Genomic DNA, 19,522 nt, shown 5'->3' on the forward strand with positions numbered 1-19,522 from the left:
TAAACTACCCCCATGGTTGCGAAGAAAACTGCTGTTCAGCGGGTCGGGGTGAGGTCGGCGGCGATTTATGCCCGGATTTCCTCGGATGCGGAGGGCACCGGGTTGGGGGTGGCGCGGCAGTTGGAGGATTGCCGCAGGCTCGCTGCTGACCGGGGGTGGCCGGTGGGCGCGGAGTACGTGGATAACGATGTGTCGGCGTTCTCGGGCAAGCTACGCCAGCAGTATGCGCGGATGCTGGCCGATCTGGAATCGGGTGCCCGGGATGCGGTGATCGTCTACAACCTGGATCGGCTGCATCGGCGTCCGGTGGAGTTGGAGGAGTTCGTCACGCTGTGCGAGTCGGTGGGGGTGCGTGATGTGGCGACGGTGACCGCCGATATCGACTTGGGTAATGATGACGGGTTGTTCATGGCACGGATTTTCGCGGCGTTCGCCGCCAAGGAGTCGGGCCGCAAGTCGGCGCGTGTCCAGCGCAAGATGTTGCAGAACGCCCAAGCGGGATTGCCGCATGGTTCAGCACGGCCGTTCGGCTACGAGGACGACAAGATCACCGTGCGTGAGTCGGAGGCCGCGGTGGTGCGCGAGATGGTGGATCGGTATCTGGCTGGGCAGTCGTTGCGGTCGTTGACGATCTGGCTCAACGAGACTGGTATCGCTCCGAGCGTGGCGAAATCGTGGCAGACCACAACAGTCCGCCAAGTGATGTCGTCGGGCCGGATTGCGGGGTTGCGGGAGCATCGCGGGGAGGTGATCGGGGCCGCGGTGTGGCCGGCGATCATCACCGCCGCTGAGCGTGATCGGGTGCTGGCACGACTATCGGCACGCTCGGTGACGAAAACCCGCACGGCGCGCACGTATCTGTTGTCGGGGATGTTGCGGTGCGGCCGCTGCGGTAACCGGCTGTATTCCCAAGCACGGCATAGTAATCCGCAGAATCGGGTGCGCCGTTATGTGTGTTTGAAAGGCCCGGATCATGGTGGGTGCGGCCGGTTGACGGTGGTCGCCGCCCCGGTGGAGGAGCTGTTGGTCGAGTCGGTGCTGACCCGACTGGATTCACCGCAGCTGGCTGATGTGCTGGCGGGTAAAGTCAGCACCGATCACGATGTGGCTGCGCTGGCCGCTCAGGTCGAGGCGGATCAGGAACGCCTTGATGAGTTGGCCGGTTTGTATGCCGATGGGGCGATCAGCGCGCGGGAGTGGATCGCGGCGCGTGATCCGATCACCGAGCGGATCACGGCGGCCCGCCGCGATATCGCCGCGGCCACCGACACCACCGCGATCTTTGAGCTGGTGGGTACTGGCGGTGCATTGCGTGCCGGCTGGGCTGATCTGGATTTAGGTCGTCAGCAAGCCATCGTCAAAGCGGTGTTGGATCACGCCGTGATCGCACCGGGCACCCCTGGTTCGCGCAGCCTGGATATCGGCCGGGTGGCGCCGGTGTGGCGGGTCTGAACCGCCGGCCGCACCGGGTGGTCTGTCCCGATCAGGGTGGCGATGCGGGCGATGACGGCCGGGTCGGTGACGGTGACCGACAGGCCTTGGCGTTCACATGAGGCGGTGAGCCAGGCGATGAACTCCGGGCGCTCGTGCAGCGGGACCGCGCCGTCATCGCGGTTGCCGGCCGCTGGCGGGGGTGTCGTGGCCATCACCCGGCGCCGCGTGGTGGCGGCGGGATACGGGTAGTGACAGTGCGGGATTCGGTGATACCGGTGATGCGGGCGCCGATGTGGCGCAGGGCTGCGGAGATGACCAGGACGCGGTCCCCGGCGCTGGTGTGTCCGGCACGGTCGAATTCCCAGAGCATCTCATCGGTGTCGATCGGTTGCTGCCGCCCGCCTGCCGCCGCGTCGTCAGCGAAATAGGAGGATCGCGGATCATCTTGTCGCTGTATATGTTTGGTTATCTGGTGGCGGGTCCAGGTGGCGCGGGCGGCGCGCAGGGCGCCCATGGTGGTCGAGTAGCGCCGCGATTTGGTGGTGATATGGCCGCGGTAGCCCAGGGTGTGCAGTCAGCGCCCGATCCCCGCCAACGACGGGCCTGCGGATGCTGTGTGTTCGGCGAGTTCGGCGATGGTGACCAGGATGGCACGTATATGTTCGCTGACTGCCAGCTCGCTGATCGCCTCGGCGGACAGCCGGCGCGCGGTGATGCCGAAGTCGTGCAGGGATTTGGTGACGTATTTCGCCAGATACGCCGCGACCCGGCGCGGCGACAACCGCGATACCGTCATGCATGCGGTGTCGTCGACTTCGGAATCGCTTGCGGTTATCGGCGTTTCGGGTGCCAGTGGTTGGGTGTCGATCTGGGTGCCAAACCGTACGGTGCGCACCCCGCCCTGGGTGGGGTCGCTGTCGCCGGCGTCTATGTCGATGCGGACGTGGCGGGCGGCGCGCTGGATCAGGGCGGCCAGCTCGGCCGCTGTGATCGGTGACGACCAGCCGGTGTGCTGGTCGGCTACCGGACGGGGCTCCCCACCACCCCACGGGGCGGCGGGGCCGTAACGGTTGTGGTCACCCGATCCGGTGGCGTCGTTGGCGGGGGGTGGTGGGTCGAGGCGAATCAGCGCGTGGATGTGCGGGATGGCGCGGGCTTGCAGTTCCACGACTTTGACGAAGCTGACCCGCACCGAACCGGGCTTGACGCCAACTGTTTTCAGGTGTGTTGAGACGACTCGCCGTAACGCGATGGTGAACCGCCGCCACAGCTCAGGCAGATACCAGGTGAACAAGACATGCCCGAGGTAGTCATAGCAGTGACGACACAACGGCTGGCCGACCGTAGGGTCGTCGATACTGTGAATTATGTTGCACTGCAACTGGTTTCCGTGCGAGCACCGCGTGGATGAGCTGGCGCCATTGCGAGTGTGACAGGGTGTGCCGGTGGCGTTGTGCACGGCCCCGTAGCTGGGGGCGGTCAGGGTGGTGAACACTTGCGGTCGGGCCGCGACCTCAACCGGGATGTCGTGGTGGCCGCCGACGGCTCCGGCATGCACGAGTTGCCAGGTGTCACGGGCGTAGAGGTCTGAGCATGACGGGCACACGGTCGCGCGGCGGTTGTTGCAGCGTGTCCACACGGTGTGCTGGCGCCCGCCGGTGTCGGCACCGGACAGCTGGATGGGGTGGGCGCAAAACCCGACCGATTCAGCACGGCGCCACCACGACTCGAAACCGGGTGAGGAGGCGCGGCGCAGCATCTGGGTGATCACCGGCCCGGCATCAGCGGTGGTGGGTAGCCCCGGCAATACGATCATCGGGCTGTCTGCGGCGACGTTGTTCACCGCTGCCCCCGATGGTCACCGTTGTCGGTGCCGGGGGTGGCGTCTCCCGCGTTGCCTCGTGTGCGGGGTGCGGGGAATGTGCCGGCCAGGGCGGTGATGTCGCGGTCGGTGACGTGGAAGGCCCGCACCCGGATCGGGTCGGTGGTGCCGTCGATCATCATGTATCCGACGCCGGGTGTGGCGTCGGCGATGAGGTCGCATTCGGCACCGGCATCGCGTGCTCCTTGGCCCAGTACCATCGCGGTCTGGGTGGCTTCGGTCATCCGCAGTCCGATGCGCACGGTGAACAACTGGCGCACCGGCAGGGTGTCTTTGGCCGGGTCTTGCACCGCGGCGACCACCGAGATCCCCACCGCGCGGCCCTGGGAGAGCAGCAGGCCAAGCAGTTGTTCGGTCTCGGCGCGCAGTTTGCGGTCGGTGAGGTAGGCAGTCAGCGCGGCGATCTCGTCGATGACGACCACGATCAACGGTTCGGCCGGGGTGGGGGTGTGCAGGCGGGTGTGTCCGCGCAGCCGGTTGGCCCGCGCCTGCATCAACCCCACCAGCTCGCGCAGCAATTCGATCGTGGGTTGGCCGGTGTGGTGGCAGAACCGGGTGAACATCGGGGCGCCCGCGCCCAGCTCCATGCCGCCTTTGGGGTCGATCACGCATAACCGCACCCGCCCGGTCACGACGTGTGGCGCCAGTCCGGCGATCAGCGACCACAACACCGAGCCCTTCCCTGCTCCGGTGGCACCGGCGATCAGGATGTGCTGTCCCACAACGGGAAGCCGCCACCAGGTCCGCATCTCGGTGATCCCGACCCGCACCGCAGCCAGGTCGACCAGGGTTGCTCGCGTCGGCATCGGCAGCGCGATGGGTTGGGCCAACGCGTCGCCGCGACTGATGATGATCCGCAGCTCGCCGGGGGTGGTGGCGCGGATGGTGAGCCGCTCGGCCCGCCACGTCGCCGCCAGCGCGTCGCCGCGCTTTTGCCAGTCAGCGATGGACTGGCCCGCCACCACCCGCACGATGAGCACGTCGGCGTGATGCCCGATGCGCACCGACCGCAAGGCTGGAACCAGGGTGCGCTCGCCCAGCTTGGCGCACAAGCCGTGCAGGGTGCACACCGATTCCCAAGTGCGGTGATACCGCCACCACGACAGCCAGCGTTGCCGCACCGGGTCGGTCACCCACGCGGTGAACGAGGACGGCTCCAGCACGGCCCAGCCGATATAGGCTGCGGCGGCCAACCCGGCGGTCAGCAAGCCTGCGCCGGGGCCGTGGGCGATGGCAACCCAGATCGAGACGATGACCGGGATACTGAGGACGGGGAACAGGATTGCCCACCACAGCAGCTGCCCGGCGGCTTTGACCAGTCCGACGATCAGCTCGCCGACCCAGTCATCATCAGATGCTTGATTAGTGTTGCGGTTATTACGGTTTGAGGTGTTCGACATGATGGCACGCTTTCCATTGCGACGGGGGTTGTGGTGTTGCCGGGGAGGCCGGCTCGACAGCCACGCCGCGCTCAAGCGGGTGCTGCCGGGCCGGCCCTTCGGTTACCGGGCCTGCTGGCCCGCCTTCGCGGCGGCTGCCGGGTCGGCGGCGGTGATGGCCTCGGCGCGATAGGCGATGCCCGAGCGGCCGTCCTGTGACCACGGCAACGCCACCAGACCCGACACCGCAACCGGTTGCCCGACAATCACTTTCGGCTCACCAACCACGGTGACTGCCAGCACCTCACCGCCGGTGGCGTCTAGGGCGATCAGCTGGACCTGCCACAACACCTGCCCGGTCGCCTTGTCGATGCGTGGGGCGCCGGTGTCGAAATTGGTGCGCTGCTCGGGAATCCGGGTGCACAGAAACGTCACGCCGGTCGTCTCGATTCGCAATTTCATGATGGTGTGTCCTGTCTTCTCGGTGAGCGGCCCAACGGTGTTGTTGGACGCGCCACCCAGTGCAGCCCGACACCAGCCCAGCTCACCAACGGAGGACTGAAACACACAGCACGGCTGTGCAAAACTGTGCGCCGCCCACGCCGTGGGGGGTGGATTCACGGCGTTGACGCCGCCCCGCCAGTGCGCGCGCTTCTTGTGTCAACGTCGCCATCGAGGCAGCCGGGTAGGGTGTGTGGCAACCGCGCACACCACAACGTCGACAGTGCTGCGCGGAATCGGCTCGCGGGGGTGACATTGTTCGCACTGCTGGTCAGGTTCAGTCTTCGCCCTGGACACGAGAACGCCTTCGACGCGCTTGTGGCCGAAACATTGGCCGCGATCACTACCGAGGAACCCGACACAATCGTTTATGCGACTCACGCTCAGGCCGCCGAGCCCAGCGTGCGGGTGTTCTACGAGTGCTACCGAAGCCACGACGCCTTCCAAGCACACGAAGCCGCGCCGCACACCCGCCGGTTCCTGTCCGAGCGAACCCAGCACCTGGGTGGCCCGCCGGAAGTGTGGACCCTGACCCCCGTTGCCGGTGCGATCAATGGGCAGCCGCTTCGAGGTGACGGTGCCTCGCGCTGACCCCACAGCCGGCGATCTGGTTCGTATCTACCGAGAGGAAAAGAACTGGTCCCAGAAGCGCCTGGCGGGCCAGATGCACAAATCGGTCAGCTGGGTCTCCCAGACCGAACGCGGCGAACTGCCGCTGAACGACCTCACCGTCATACAACGGCTGGCCGCAGTGCTCGGCGCACGGCCACAGGAACTCATCGAAGCCGCCCTGGGACCCGACGCCGAAACCATCCGCAACCGCCCGTATGTGGAACAGCTTCGTCTGGCCATCGCCGGACACCCCGCCCCAGACCACATCATCACCCCGGTAGCCGACGGCCCGCCCTGCGACCTGGAATCACTACGGCAACGCACCCTGCATATCTGGGAGCGCGTCCACGCCAGCGCCTACCGCGACATGGGACCAGCCATCGCCGCCCTGATCAGCGAACTCGAACACGCCAGCCGCACTGCCGCGAAAACCCAACGCTCTCAACTGCTTTCGCTGCTCGCCCAGACCTATCAAGCCGCCGCGGCGATGCTGGTCAAAGTCGGCGACCGCGGTGCCGGATGGGTCGCCGCCGACCGCGCTATCGCCGCCGCCGAACGCACCCACAACCCCGCCCTGATCCTGGCCGGTCAACTGCGCATGGCCCGCACCCTGCTCGACTCCAGCGAACAAGCACTGGCCCGCCACGTCTTAACCCAAGCAACCCAACGACACGAAGCCATCATCGCCGGCGGCGATCACGGCCTGATCTCACTCGTGGGCTCCAGCGCGCTGCTGCTGGCGATCCTGCACGCCCGCGACGCCAACACCGAGTCCGCCGAGCAGTGCCTGACAGTGGGACGCCGGCTCGCCGCCGTGCTGGGCGCCGACCGCAACCACCACGACACCGAATTCGGACCCACCAACGTCGCCATCCACGCCGTCGGCGTCGCGGTCGAACTCGGCAACGGACAACAAGCCCTCGACCGCGCCGCCCACGTCCGCCACCCCGAGCAGCTCTCACCCGAACGCCAGGCCCGCTACCTGGTCGATCTGGCCCGCGCTCACCTGCTGACCCGCTCCGGCCGTGACGCACTGCGCGCCCTGATCAAAGCTGAACAGATCGCCGCCGAAGAACTCGCCGAATCACCCCGCGTCGCCGAACTCATCGACGACATCGAAGCCCTGAACCGACGCCCGCGCCTGCCCGGCCTGCGTGAACTCCGCCAACGCCTCTACGGATAAACGCCCACTCCCGCGACCCCGACACGGCCGCGCGCGCCCGCCGCCACCGCATCTCGCCTCACCAGCCCCGGCGATCGCAGCTCAGCTCCCACAGCGCACCAGCCCACCCAAGCAGATCCACCCCTGCGGGCGGCTACCTCCGGGCTCCGCTGCGCTCCCTCTGCTCCCGTCCGCTAACGCTCCCGTCCGCGCCGGTCGCTCCACTGCGCCCCGCGTCCGCCGCCCACCACCGAGACCAGCCCACCAGTGAGCCGTGGGAGAACTTCCGCCGTCCGGACAACGGGCAGCGACGACCGTGCGCATGGCCCCAACAAGCGCAGCCGTCGAGTCGCCCTCGCTGCCGCAGAACAGGTCACGACCAACTTCTGAAAAAACGATGTCTGACCTCGGCGGTGAGGAGTTTCCTTACTGCTATCAAGTTCGTCAGCTCACGGGCGGGCCCGGCGTCCCGGGCAGGGCGGACGGCGCGGAGACCGCGCTGATGTGCCACCTGATCTACAGTTTGCTGCCGCCCTGGTTCACCCCCTACCGGATTGGAACCAGCACCGGCGCAGCAAGATCGTGATGACGGCGGGCACCCCCGCATCGCTGACCCATTTGCTGATGCACACGTCAGTCGTCTAATCGCACCCCGCTACCGGATTCTAGAGTCGCTTGATTGCGGGACAGCTCTAGGCGGCGGATCTGGCTACGACCACTGGCTATCCGTGCCTTCATTCGGTAGGGGATGCGGGTGTGACGCATGATTTCTTCGACCGGAACCAGGGCGTTGGCGTGGAGTTCCCAGCCCGCAAAGCGGTGCGCGTCTTGTTCACAAATCCCGGTGGCTGTCCCGGGGCGCCTTGTGCCGCCGGCGATGAGTAGCAGCGCCTTGGGAGCGGCGACCTGGGTGACACCGGCCGCGTAGGCATTGCGCTGGACGTCGGACAGGCTTTTGTAGCAGCCGCTGTCGATGATCAGAGTGAAACCGTCGCCGATGTCGAGGTCGGCAAGCCTAGACACGTCGCCTCGCAAGAATCGTGCCGGGGCCACTGCGTCGACTGCTTTGGAACGCGCCTTTTCGATAGCGCGACCGACGAAGTCGATGCCGATCGCCTCCCAGCCGTGCCTGGCCAGGTAGAGGGTGTTGCGTCCGGCGCCACAGCCGAGGTCGAGGGCCCGACCCGGGTCGAGCCGTTGCGGCCCCTCTACCAGTTCCACCAGTCGCGTGTCGGGGATGTCGGCGGCCGCGAGCGCCGGATTCAACCCGGTGCGGGAGAGCACCTCGTAGAGCACGCGCACGACGAAGGGAGTCATGGCAACACCCATCTGGTGAACGCCGACTGTGCAACTCCACCGCTATTGCACCGACCTAGCGCATCGTGCATGCGATGGAAACGCCCAGAAGTCACCAGCCATCCTATTCGTCAGAGCCGAAATGGCGTCGCAGCGTCTCTCCGTTGGGCTTTCCATCGAGAGCGGCAGAGATCTGGTCCCACGACCAGTCGGCGGCACGGGCTTCGCGCACAGCCACCTGGAGCGCTTTCTGAGCGACGCGCCTGGCGTCGTCGGCCGCTTGGATTAACTCTTCAACTGTAGTTGTCATGCCGCATAGCATGCCATAATTTATGGCACTTGTCGAGCACGGATATCACTGGGCTCGGTTAGCGTGTCGGCTTCCGATGTGGGCTAGCTGGTCGTTTCGCGCCGTGATCATGCCCAACGTCGGCCACGGGGGACGGGTAGATTCCCGACTTGCAGCCAAGGTGAGATCTCTCCGTCGGCGATGCAGCCCGCTGCCCGTTACATCAGGTCAGCATGCAGTCTTCTGCAGCCAGTTCTGCGCCGCTGAAGTAACGCGAGTGGGTTTGCTTCAAGGTGTCTAGCGACTTGCTAACGAGCGCGGCGATCTCCACGTTCTTGTCGGTGCGCTCGGCTTCGAGCTTCAGCCGGTACTCCATCGCCTCGCGCGTGGTCACGAACTCGGTGATGCGACGCTCGTGGGTGCGCCGGTTGTATTCGACGACATAACCAGCCATGTCACCCATCTTCCCCTTTGGAGGACTCAGCCTCACCACTAGCCTTCTGTGCAGCATAAGCCACCAAACCGACCCACATCGCCCTGTCCATGGCGGCTGTTCCGAGCGCGACTCCGCGCCGACCAGGGTCTTCGATCTCGGAACACTGTTGCCAGTCCGCTTCGCTAGCTGCCACCTTTGCCGAGAATTCCTGCATGCTCTGCACCGCGCGCTGAATCCGTCCTACGTCTACGCCGGGCGACGGTTCGACAGGTTCGCCGTAGCGGATGCCCCGGCCGACTTCATCTGCGAGCTTCTCAAACAGGTTCGCCCACAGGCTTTGAAGAATCGTCCGAATCTGTATTTCGACCCGCCCAGCAGGCAACCGAAGCCAGACATGAACGCCACGGTAACCAGCGTGCGTGCCATCGCGCAGATCATGGATGGCTGACTCGTCCGCACAGAAGTAACTGGCGATCTCCCGAGCGAGGCTCATCTGTTCGCCCAACAGCAGGTCGGCGTCAATGCGAACACCAGCGAGGTCTTGGACAGCATTCAGTTGCAGGCTGGGCTGCCGTTGCAGCTTTTCCACCAACGTGTCTTGGGTCTTTGGGCGTGAGCTAACCTGTAAATCCGGCGTCAGCCGTCCTGCTTTGGTCGCCAACAACTCCGACCTGATCGACCAACTCCCGCTCTCGATTTGATCCTGCACTTCGGCAGCCAGGTCGAAGTGCCACAACATCACGTCTGCGTACGACGGGCAATCGATCGGCGGGTCGACTCCATCGCGAAGCGCCGCCCCAAGACGACGCAGCGCGTTGTTCGACCACGGTGGTCGAGACTCCAAGTCCACGATTGCTCAGCCTACGGGGGCGAGCAGACATGTCCTGGTACCGCGAAGACGCGCAGACGCGCTTTGCTGGAAGTAGCAGCGGCCTCGCTCCGGCCCCGCCACGACGGCTACACGCCGGGCAAACCGCGTCGGCGCGAAGGGGGTAGATTACTGACTTGCAAGCAACCTGAAATGCCTCTGCCGACGTCACCATTTGCTGAAAACCTTCTGGGGCTGGCGTGACATGCAGCTACCCGACGGGACGGTGATCTGGACCCTTCCCGACGGGCACACCTACGTCACCATGCCGGGCAGCGCGCTGCTATTCCCGCACCTGTGTGCGCCGACGGGCGACCTGCCGGCCGTGGTCCCCACACCCGACGTCCGCTGCGGAAGCCGGGTCTCGATGATGCCCGGGCGCACCCGCACCCGGGCCCAAAACCGGGCCCACCGCGTGGCCGCCGAGCGCAGGCACAACCGCCAAAATCGCCAGGCCGCCCACGCCGCGCAGAGCCCGCCCCCGCCACGGGATCCCGAGGAGCCGCCGCCCTTTTAGCGGCTACTAGCCTGGACACGTGCCAGATCCCGCGACGTATCGCCCCGCACCCGGGTCCATCCCGGTCGAGCCCGGCGTCTACCGATTCCGGGACTCGCACGGGCGCGTCATCTACGTCGGCAAGGCCAAGAGCCTGCGCAGCAGGCTGACGTCATACTTCGCCGACATCGCCGGCCTGCACCCGCGCACCCGGCAAATGGTGACCACTGCGGCCAAGGTCGAGTGGACGGTGGTCAACACCGAAGTCGAGGCGCTGCAGCTGGAATACAACTGGATCAAGGAATTCGATCCGCGCTTCAACGTCCGCTACCGCGACGACAAGTCCTATCCGGTGCTGGCCGTCACCCTCAACGAGGAGTTTCCCCGGCTGATGGTCTACCGCGGCCCGCGGCGCAAGGGCGTGCGCTATTTCGGGCCGTACTCACACGCGTGGGCCATCCGGGAAACCCTCGATCTGCTCACCCGGGTGTTTCCGGCGCGCACCTGCTCGGGCGGAGTGTTCAAGCGGCACAAGCAGATCGACCGCCCCTGCCTGCTCGGCTACATCGACAAGTGCTCGGCGCCGTGCATCGGCCGGGTCAGCGCCGAGCAACATCGCCAAATCGTCAACGACTTCTGCGACTTCCTGTCCGGCAAGACCGACCGGTTTGCCCGCGACCTGGAACAGCGGATGAACGCCGCGGCCGGGGAACTCGATTTCGAGCGGGCCGCGCGGCTCCGCGACGACCTGTCCGCGCTGAAGCGGGCCATGGAGAAGCAGGCCGTGGTGTTCGGCGACGGCACCGACGCCGACGTGGTGGCGTTCGCCGACGACGAGCTCGAGGCGGCCGTGCAGGTGTTCCACGTGCGCGGCGGCCGGGTGCGCGGCCAGCGCGGCTGGATCGTCGAAAAGCCCGGGGACCCAGGTGATTCCGGCGAGGAACAACTGGTCGAGCAATTCCTGACGCAGTTCTACGGCGAACAGGCCGAGCTGGATGGCGCCGCCGACGAATCCGCCAACCCGGTTCCCCGCGAGGTGCTGGTGCCGTGCCTGCCGTCCAACGCCGACGAGCTGGCCAGCTGGCTGTCCGGTCTGCGCGGATCGCGGGTCGCATTAAGGGTGCCGCGGCGTGGCGACAAGCGGGCGCTGGCCGAAACCGTGCAGCGCAACGCGAAAGAGGCGCTGCAGCAACACAAGCTGAAGCGGGCCGGCGACTTCAACGCTAGATCGGCTGCGCTACAGAACATTCAGGACGCCCTGGGCCTGGCCGACGCGCCGCTGCGCATTGAATGCGTGGACATCAGCCACGTGCAGGGCACCGATGTGGTGGGCTCGCTGGTGGTGTTCGAGGACGGACTGCCGCGTAAATCGGACTACCGCCACTTCGCGATCCGGGAAGCCGCCGGGCAGGGACGCTCCGACGACGTCGCCTCCATCGCCGAGGTGACCCGCCGCCGGTTCCTGCGGCACCTGAGTGACCAACACGATCCGAACATGCTTGCCCCGGAAGGAAAATCGCGCCGGTTCGCCTACCCGCCCAACCTGTATGTCGTCGACGGCGGTGCGCCGCAGGTCAACGCGGCCAGCGCCGTGCTCGAGGAGCTCGGCATCACCGACGTCGCGGTGATCGGCCTGGCCAAGCGGCTGGAAGAGATATGGGTGCCCTCCGAGCCGGACCCGATCATCATGCCGCGCAACAGCGAGGGCCTCTATCTGCTGCAGCGGGTGCGTGACGAGGCGCACCGGTTCGCCATCGCCTACCACCGCAGCAAGCGGTCGAAGCGGATGACCACCTCGGCGCTGGACTCGGTGCCGGGATTGGGAGAACATCGCCGCAAGGCGCTGGTGACCCATTTCGGATCGATCGCTCGCCTCAAGGAGGCCACCGTCGAACAGATCACCGCCGTTCCGGGCATCGGCGTGGCCACCGCCGCCGCCGTCCTCGAGGCGCTGCGGCCCGAGCAGCCCGGAGCCTCGGGATGACCGCGACCGCCGCCGGCATCGACGTCGTTCTGGTGACCGGACTGTCCGGGGCCGGGCGGGGCACCGCGGCCAAGGTGCTCGAGGACCTCGGCTGGTATGTGGCCGACAACCTGCCGCCCCAGCTGATCACCCGGATGGTCGACTTCGGGTTGGCCGCCGGGTCGCGGATCACCCAGCTGGCGGTGGTGATGGACGTGCGGTCGCGCGGGTTCACCGGCGACCTCGACGAGGTGCGCACCGAGCTGGCCACCCGCAACATCACCCCGCGCGTGGTGTTCATGGAGGCGTCCGACGACATGCTGGTGCGCCGCTACGAACAGAACCGCCGCAGCCACCCGCTGCAGGGCGAGCAGACCCTGGCCGAGGGCATCGCCGCCGAGCGCAGGATGCTGGCCCCGGTGCGCGCCACCGCCGACCTGATCATCGACACCTCGACGCTGTCGGTGCGGGGCCTGCGGGAAAGCATCGAGCGTGCGTTCGGCGGCGACACCGGCGCGTCCACCAGCGTCACCATCGAGTCCTTCGGCTTCAAGTACGGCCTGCCGATGGACGCCGACATGGTGATGGACGTGCGGTTCCTGCCCAACCCGCACTGGGTCGACGAATTGCGCCCGCTCACCGGCCAGCATCCGGCGGTGCGTGATTACGTGTTGAGCCAGCCGGGCGCGGCCGAGTTTCTCGACGCTTACCATCGATTGCTAAACCTGGTCGTCGACGGCTATCGCCGGGAGGGCAAGCGCTATATGACGGTCGCGATCGGCTGCACCGGCGGCAAGCATCGCAGCGTCGCCATCGCCGAGGCGCTGATGCAGCGGCTGGAGGGCCAGAAGGCCGAAGCGCAGCTGGCGGTGCGGGCACTGCACCGGGACCTGGGCCGCGAATGAGCCCGCCCAACAGCGAGGGCATCGTCGCGCTGGGCGGCGGACACGGCCTGTACGCCACGCTGTCGGCGGCCCGCCGGCTGACCCCCTACGTCACCGCCGTGGTGACCGTCGCCGACGACGGCGGCTCGTCGGGCCGGCTGCGCAGCGAACTGGACGTGGTGCCGCCGGGCGACCTGCGAATGGCGTTGGCGGCGTTGGCATCCGACAGCCCCTATGGGCGGCTGTGGGCGACCATCCTGCAGCACCGGTTCGGCGGCAGCGGCGCCCTGGCCGGGCACCCGATCGGCAACCTGATGCTGGCCGGCCTTAACGAGGTGCTGGCCGACCCGGTCGCCGCGCTCGACGAGCTCGGCCGCATCCTCGGTGTCAAGGGCCGGGTGCTGCCGATGTGCCCGATCGCGCTGCAGATCGAGGCCGACGTGTCCGGCCTGGAGGCCGACCCGCGGATCTTCCGGCTGATCCGCGGCCAGGTGGCGATCGCGACCACACCCGGCAAGGTGCGGCGGGTGCGGCTGCTGCCGGCCGACCCGCCCGCGACGCGGCAGGCCGTGGACGCGATCATGGCCGCCGACCTGGTGGTGCTGGGCCCGGGTTCGTGGTTCACCAGCGTGATCCCGCACGTGCTGGTGCCGGGGCTGGCGGCGGCGCTGCGGGCCACCACCGCCCGCCGGGCCCTGGTGCTCAACCTGGTGGCCGAGCCGGGGGAGACGGCCGGTTTCTCGGTGGAGCGCCACCTGCACGTGCTGGCCCAGCACGCACCCGGGTTCACCGTGCACGACATCATCATCGACGCCGAACGGGTGCCCAGTGAGCGGGAACGCGAGCAACTGCGCCGCACCGCGACGCTGCTGCAAGCCGAGGTCCACTTCGCCGACGTGGCCAGACCTGGTACACCTTTACATGACCCGGGCAAGCTCGCGGCGGCCCTGGACGGGGTCCGAGCCGGGCGCAAGGGCCCGGGTGCGCCTCCGGTGACGGCCACCGAAGAGATACGGATCGATAATCAGGGGTGACGACGCGTGGCGATGACGACCGAGGTCAAGGACGAGCTGAGCCGCCTGGTAGTGAAATCGGTCAGCGCGCGCCGCGCGGAGGTCACGTCCCTGCTCAGGTTCGCCGGCGGGTTGCACATCGTGGGCGGCCGGGTGGTCGTCGAGGCCGAGGTGGACCTGGGCAACATCGCGCGGCGGCTGCGCAGGGACATCTTCGAGCTCTACGGGTACAACGCGGTCGTGCATGTGTTGTCGGCCAGCGGGATTCGCAAGAGCACCCGCTACGTGCTGCGGGTGGCCAACGACGGTGAGGCGCTCGCGCGGCAGACCGGGCTGCTCGACATGCGGGGGCGTCCGGTGCGCGGCCTGCCGGCCCAGGTCGTCGGCGGCAGCATCACCGACGCCGAAGCCGCGTGGCGGGGCGCGTTTTTGGCGCACGGGTCGCTGACCGAGCCGGGACGTTCGTCGGCGCTGGAGGTCAGCTGCCCCGGCCCGGAGGCCGCCCTGGCGCTGGTGGGCGCGGCCCGCCGGCTCGGGGTCAGCGCGAAGGCCCGCGAGGTGCGCGGCGCCGACCGGGTGGTGGTGCGCGACGGCGAGGCGATCGGCGCCCTGCTGACCCGGATGGGCGCCCAGGACACCCGGCTGGTGTGGGAGGAGCGCCGGCTGCGTCGCGAGGTGCGGGCGACGGCCAACCGGCTCGCCAACTTCGACGACGCCAATCTGCGGCGCTCGGCGCGGGCCGCGGTCGCGGCGGCCGCCCGGGTGGAGCGTGCCCTGGAGATCCTCGGCGATACCGTCCCCGACCACCTGGCCTCGGCCGGCAGGCTGCGCGTCGAGCACCGGCAGGCCTCCCTGGAGGAGCTCGGGCGCCTCGCCGACCCGCCAATGACGAAAGACGCTGTGGCCGGCCGCATTCGGCGCCTGTTGTCGATGGCCGACCGCAAGGCGAAGGTCGACGGCATCCCCGACACGGAGTCGGCGGTGACGCCCGACCTGTTGGAGGATGCCTGACCGGGGGCTACCGTCAGGGCATGAAACGGCTTTCGAGCGTCGACGCGGCGTTTTGGTCTGCAGAAACCGCGGGCTGGCACATGCACGTGGGTGCGCTGGCGATCTGCGATCCCAGCGACGCGCCCGAGTACAGCTTTCAGCGCCTCCGCGAACTGATCATCGAGCGACTGCCGGAGTTGCCGCAGCTGCGTTGGCGGGTCACCGGTGCGCCGCTCGGCCTGGACCGGCCGTGGTTCGTCGAGGACTCGGAACTCGACGTCGACTTCCACGTCCGTCGCATCGGCGTTCCCTCCCCGGGCGGTCGCCGCGAGCTCGAAGAGCTGGTGGGCCGGCTGATGTCCTACAAGCTGGACCGCTCCCGGCCGCTGTGGGAACTGTGGGTGATCGAGGGTCTGGAAGGTCCCGACGGCGGCCGGTTCGCCACGCTGACCAAGATGCATCACGCCATCGTCGACGGGGTCTCGGGCGCCGGGCTGGGCGAAATCCTGTTGGACACCACGCCCGAACCCCGTCCGCCGCAACGGGAAACGGTCGGGTCGCTGGTGGGGTTCCAGCTTCCGGGTCTGGAGCGGCGCGCGCTGGGCGCGCTCATCAACGTCGGAATCAAGACGCCCTTCCGCATCGCCCGGCTGGTGGAGCAGACGCTGCGCCAGCAGATCGCCGCGTTGGGTGTCAGCAGCAGGCCGCCGCGCTACTTCGAAGCGCCCAAGACCCGGTTCAACGCGTCCGTGTCGCCGCACCGGCGGATCACCGGCTGCCGCGTCGAGCTGGTGCGGGTCAAGGCCGTCAAGGACTCCTTCGGCGTCAAGCTCAACGACGTCGTGCTCGCGCTCGTCGCCGGCGCCGCCCGCGAATACCTGCAGAAAAGGGGTGAGCTGCCGACCAAACCGCTCATCGCCCAGATCCCGGTCTCCACCCGCACCGACCAGACGATAAGCGACGTCGGCAACAAGATCAGCTCGATGACCGCCTCCCTGGCCACCGACATCGAGGACGCCGCCGAGCGGCTGCTGGCCATCCACCAAAGCACCCAGAGCGCCAAGGAGATGGCCAAGGCGCTGTCGGCGCATCAGATCATGGGCCTGACCGAGACCACGCCGCCGGGGCTGCTGCAGTTGGCCGCGCGGGCCTACACCGCGACGGGGCTATCGCGAAACCTGGCCCCCATCAACCTGGTTGTGTCCAACGTCCCCGGGCCGTCCTTCCCGCTGTACATGGCGGGCGCCAAGGTGGATTCGCTGGTGCCGCTGGGGCCGCCGGTCATGGACGTCGCCCTGAACATCACCTGCTTCTCCTACCGGGACTACCTGGACTTCGGTTTCGTGACGACGCCCGAGGTGGCCAACGACATCGACGACATGGCCGACGCCATCGAACCGGCGCTCACCGAACTGGAGACCGCCGCCGCGGAGCTGAACGGCTAGCCCAGGTAGCTCGTCGCATAGACCCAGGACAAAAACCGCGCCACGGCCTCCGCGGATCGATGCGCCCGCGGGGAACCGAAGATGTCGAAAGCGTGTTGCGCGTTGGGCAATTCGGCGTAGGCGACGGGCGATTTCGACACCGCCCGCAGTTGCTCGACGAACTCCTGGGCTTCGCCGACCGGGATGAGGGAATCGTCGTGGCCGTGCAAGACGAAGAAGGGTGGCGCGTCGGCGCGCAGATGCCGGATCGGCGAGGCGTCGAGGTAGACGTGGTGGTGGGTGGCGAATTTCCGTTTGACGACGAACTTTTCGAGCAGCCCGATGAATTCGCGGCGGCCCTCGCCGTGGGTGGAGAACCAGTCGTAGCGCCCGTACACCGGAACCGCGGCGGCCACCGAGGTGTCGGCGTCCTCGAAGCCCGGCTGGAATTGGGGGTGGCCCGGGGTCAGCGCCGCCAGCGCGGACAGATGCCCGCCGGCGGACCCGCCGGTGATCGCGACGAAGTTCGGGTCGCCGCCGTAGCGCGCGATGTTGTCCTTGACCCAGGCCAGCGCCCGTTTGACGTCGACGATGTGATCGGGCCAGGTGTGCAGCGGGGAGACCCGGTAGTTCAGCGACACGCACACCCAGCCGCGGGCGGCCAGGTGGCTCATCAGCGGATAGGCCTGGGGGCGGCGCCAGCCGATCACCCAGGCGCCGCCGGGCACCTGCACCAGCACCGGCGCCTTGCCGTCGCGTGGGAGGTCGCGGCGGCGCCAGATGTCGGCCAGGTTGGCGCGGCCGTGCGGGCCGTAGGACACGACGTTCGTCTTCTCGACGTAGCGCCGGCGCGCCACGGTGGTGCCCAGCGGCAGGTTGCGCCGCCCGCTGCGGGTGGGTTCCGTCCGGGGCAGGGCAGAGAGCGCCTCTTCGTAGTCGTCGCCGAGTTGCTCGCGCAGGCCCGCCTCCAGCACCGGGCCCGGGGTGGTGACGCCGCGGTAGCGGATCACCGCCAGGATCGCCCACGACACCGCCGTCAGCGCCAGCGCCGCCTTGCCCCGCCGCCCGGCGAAGTCGCCGCGGCGCCCGCGGCGCAGGGCGTCGGCCAGCGAGGCGGAGAAGTACAGGCCCGGCACCTCCGACGTCGGCCAGCCGAACCAGAACACCAACACGGTGCTGTAGCCCTTGCGGGCCAGCGGGCGTAATCCGTTGGCGGCGTTGGCCAATTCCACCGCGGCGCGCGCCAGCGGCCTGGGCTTGCGCAGCCGCATCAGCCGGTCACCCGCGCTTGCAGCTCGTTGCGCAGGACCTTGCCGGTGCTGCCGCGGGGCAGCTCGTCGAGGACGGTGATCTCGCGCGGCACCTTGTAGTTGGCCAGGTTCTCCCGCACGTGTTGCTTGAGGGTCTCGGGGGTGGCCGACATGCCCGGGGCCAGCACCACGAACGCCGCCAGCCGCTGGCCGTACTGTTCGTCGTCGACGCCGATGACCGCCGCCTCCGCCACGTCGGGGTGTGCCGCCAGCGTCTTCTCCACCTCGATCGGGTAGACGTTCTCGCCGCCGGAGACGATCATCTCGTCGTCGCGGCCGACGACGAACAGCCGCCCGGCCTCGTCCAGGTACCCGACGTCGCCCGACGCCATGAACCCGGCGTGGAAGTCTTTGCCGGTCGAGCCCGACGTGTAGCCGTCGAATTGGGTGTCGTTGCGGACGTAGATGCCGCCGACCTCGCCGGTGGGCAGTTCGTTGAATTCTGGGTCCAGGATGCGGATTTCGGTTCCGCCCGCGGGCCGGCCCGCGGTGTCGGGCGCCGCACGCAGGTCTTGCGGGGTGGCGGTGGCGATCATGCCGGCCTCGGTGGCGTTGTAGTTGTTGTAGATCACGTCGCCGAACCGGTCCATGAACGCGGTGACGACATCGGGCCGCATGCGTGAGCCGGATGCCGCGGCGAACCGTAATGACTTGCCGCTGTAGCGGTTTCGCACCTCGTCGGGCAGCTCCATGATGCGGTCGAACATCACCGGCACCACCGCCAGCCCCGTCGCCCGATGGCGGTCGACGAGGTCCAGCGTCGCCTCGGGGTCGAATTTGCGCCGGGTGACCACCGTGCAGGCCATCGACGCGGCGAACACCAACTGCGAAAAACCCCACGCGTGAAACATCGGCGCCACGATCACGATCGTCTCCTCGGCCCGCCACGGCGTGCGATCCAGGATCGCCTTGAGCGTGCCCATGCCGGCGCGGCCGCCAGACTGCTTGGCGCCCTTGGGTGTTCCGGTGGTGCCGGAGGTGAGCAGGATCATCCTGCCTTTGCGCCCGGTGCGCTTGGGCCGTTGCCCGGCGTGGGCGGCGATGAGTTTCTCGACGGTGAGATCGTGCTGGCCATTGGTCCAGGCCAGGATGCGGGTGGCGTCCGGTTTGTCGGCCAGCGCGCGGTCGACCGTCGCGGTGAACTCCTCGTCGTAGACGACGGTGTCGGCGCCCTCGCGGTTGACCACGTCGGCGAGCGCCGGCCCGGCGAACGACGTGTTGAGCAACAAGATGTCGGCGCCGATCCGGTCGGCGGCCACCAACGACTCGACGAAACCGCGGTGATTGCGGCACATGATCCCGACTACCCTCGGCGTCCCGCCCGGCAGCCCTTGCAGCGCCGCGGCCAACGCGTTGATCCGCTCGTCGAGCTGCCGCCAGGTCAGCGTGCCCAGCTCGTCGACCAGGCCGGGACGGTCGGGGCAGCGCCGCGCCGCGCTGGCGAAACCCACGGTGATGCCCATGCCTTCGCGACGCATGGCCGCGGCGATCCTCAGGTAGCGGTCGGGTCGCATCGGCGCGATCAACCCCGCGCGGCGCATGGTGCCGATCAGGCCGAGGGCCTGGCTGATACGGGTCGCCAT

At 68.0% G+C, this 19,522-nt stretch carries 15 protein-coding genes and 3 pseudogenes; 9 read left to right on the top strand and 9 right to left on the bottom strand.

Translation table 11 applies throughout. The annotated features are described in order from the left end of the window. Positions 1-12: 12 nt before the first annotated feature. Positions 13-1,452, top strand: a complete 1,440-nt coding sequence (locus K3U93_RS10090; RefSeq protein ID WP_083010853.1) for a recombinase family protein — start codon at positions 13-15, stop codon at positions 1,450-1,452. Here the strand turns inward: K3U93_RS10090 and K3U93_RS10095 are convergent. The 4 genes and pseudogenes from K3U93_RS10095 to K3U93_RS10110 all read right to left on the bottom strand — a co-directional run bounded on the left by K3U93_RS10095 (position 1,374) and on the right by K3U93_RS10110 (position 5,157). After that, a complete protein-coding gene (locus K3U93_RS10095) occupies positions 1,374-1,646 on the bottom strand; it encodes a cyclin family protein (RefSeq protein ID WP_071509278.1) in 273 nt (90 codons plus the stop codon). The genes K3U93_RS10090 and K3U93_RS10095 overlap by 79 nt on opposite strands. Further along, positions 1,646-3,250: pseudogene (locus K3U93_RS10100) on the bottom strand (replication initiator). The gene K3U93_RS10095 and the pseudogene K3U93_RS10100 overlap by 1 nt, the downstream one beginning before the upstream one ends. 23 nt (positions 3,251-3,273) lie before the next feature. Further along, complete coding sequence (locus K3U93_RS10105; RefSeq protein ID WP_083010854.1) at positions 3,274-4,716, bottom strand: FtsK/SpoIIIE domain-containing protein; 1,443 nt, start codon at positions 4,714-4,716, stop codon at positions 3,274-3,276. A gap of 102 nt (positions 4,717-4,818) precedes the next feature. Next, the gene (locus K3U93_RS10110) at positions 4,819-5,157 is read right to left on the bottom strand and encodes an SCO3933 family regulatory protein (RefSeq protein WP_054585837.1); all 339 of its coding nucleotides are present in this window, start codon (positions 5,155-5,157) and stop codon (positions 4,819-4,821) included. Between the two features lie 288 nt (positions 5,158-5,445). Here K3U93_RS10110 and K3U93_RS10115 point away from each other — a divergent pair, with 288 nt between their 5' ends. Continuing rightward, the gene (locus K3U93_RS10115; protein ID WP_230981626.1) at positions 5,446-5,787 is read left to right on the top strand and encodes a putative quinol monooxygenase; all 342 of its coding nucleotides are present in this window, start codon (positions 5,446-5,448) and stop codon (positions 5,785-5,787) included. Further along, the gene (locus K3U93_RS10120; RefSeq protein ID WP_071510779.1) at positions 5,774-6,991 is read left to right on the top strand and encodes a helix-turn-helix domain-containing protein; all 1,218 of its coding nucleotides are present in this window, start codon (positions 5,774-5,776) and stop codon (positions 6,989-6,991) included. The genes K3U93_RS10115 and K3U93_RS10120 overlap by 14 nt, the downstream gene beginning before the upstream one ends. 612 nt (positions 6,992-7,603) lie before the next feature. Here the strand turns inward: K3U93_RS10120 and K3U93_RS10125 are convergent. The 3 genes from K3U93_RS10125 to K3U93_RS10135 all read right to left on the bottom strand — a co-directional run bounded on the left by K3U93_RS10125 (position 7,604) and on the right by K3U93_RS10135 (position 9,841). After that, complete coding sequence (locus K3U93_RS10125) at positions 7,604-8,287, bottom strand: class I SAM-dependent methyltransferase (RefSeq protein WP_071510775.1); 684 nt, start codon at positions 8,285-8,287, stop codon at positions 7,604-7,606. Positions 8,288-8,778: 491 nt separating this feature from the next. Further along, positions 8,779-9,009 (bottom strand): hypothetical protein, encoded by a 231-nt coding sequence (locus K3U93_RS10130; RefSeq protein ID WP_230981627.1) that lies wholly within the window; start codon positions 9,007-9,009, stop codon positions 8,779-8,781. Between the two features lies 1 nt (position 9,010). Next, positions 9,011-9,841 (bottom strand): RelA/SpoT-related domain-containing protein, encoded by an 831-nt coding sequence (locus tag K3U93_RS10135; RefSeq protein WP_071510778.1) that lies wholly within the window; start codon positions 9,839-9,841, stop codon positions 9,011-9,013. 157 nt (positions 9,842-9,998) lie between these two features. Here K3U93_RS10135 and K3U93_RS10140 point away from each other — a divergent pair. The 6 genes and pseudogenes from K3U93_RS10140 to K3U93_RS10165 all read left to right on the top strand — a co-directional run. Then, positions 9,999-10,376 (top strand): annotated as a pseudogene (locus K3U93_RS10140) (HNH endonuclease signature motif containing protein); the annotation flags it as partial. Between the two features lie 19 nt (positions 10,377-10,395). Continuing rightward, positions 10,396-12,339 carry an excinuclease ABC subunit UvrC gene (uvrC, locus tag K3U93_RS10145; protein WP_083010857.1) on the top strand — a complete coding sequence of 648 codons (1,944 nt, stop codon included), beginning with the start codon at positions 10,396-10,398 and terminating at the stop codon, positions 12,337-12,339. Next, the gene (gene rapZ, locus K3U93_RS10150; RefSeq protein ID WP_071513530.1) at positions 12,336-13,223 is read left to right on the top strand and encodes an RNase adapter RapZ; all 888 of its coding nucleotides are present in this window, start codon (positions 12,336-12,338) and stop codon (positions 13,221-13,223) included. The genes uvrC and rapZ overlap by 4 nt, the downstream gene beginning before the upstream one ends. After that, positions 13,220-14,252 (top strand): annotated as a pseudogene (yvcK, locus tag K3U93_RS10155) (uridine diphosphate-N-acetylglucosamine-binding protein YvcK). The gene rapZ and the pseudogene yvcK overlap by 4 nt, the downstream one beginning before the upstream one ends. Continuing rightward, entirely contained in the window at positions 14,249-15,226 is a 978-nt protein-coding gene (whiA, locus tag K3U93_RS10160; RefSeq protein WP_071513528.1) for a DNA-binding protein WhiA, read from the top strand. Before yvcK ends, whiA begins: the two are co-directional and overlap by 4 nt. 20 nt (positions 15,227-15,246) lie before the next feature. Beyond that, entirely contained in the window at positions 15,247-16,650 is a 1,404-nt protein-coding gene (locus K3U93_RS10165; RefSeq protein WP_083010858.1) for a WS/DGAT/MGAT family O-acyltransferase, read from the top strand. Here the strand turns inward: K3U93_RS10165 and K3U93_RS10170 are convergent. After that, positions 16,647-17,900: an alpha/beta hydrolase gene (locus tag K3U93_RS10170; RefSeq protein ID WP_083010859.1), complete on the bottom strand. Its 1,254-nt coding sequence runs from the start codon at positions 17,898-17,900 to the stop codon at positions 16,647-16,649. The genes K3U93_RS10165 and K3U93_RS10170 overlap by 4 nt on opposite strands. Continuing rightward, positions 17,900-19,522: an acyl-CoA ligase FadD12 gene (fadD12, locus tag K3U93_RS10175; protein ID WP_083010860.1), complete on the bottom strand. Its 1,623-nt coding sequence runs from the start codon at positions 19,520-19,522 to the stop codon at positions 17,900-17,902. The genes K3U93_RS10170 and fadD12 overlap by 1 nt, the downstream gene beginning before the upstream one ends.

The organism is Mycobacterium malmoense, assembly GCF_019645855.1.
Lineage (GTDB): Bacteria > Actinomycetota > Actinomycetes > Mycobacteriales > Mycobacteriaceae > Mycobacterium > Mycobacterium malmoense.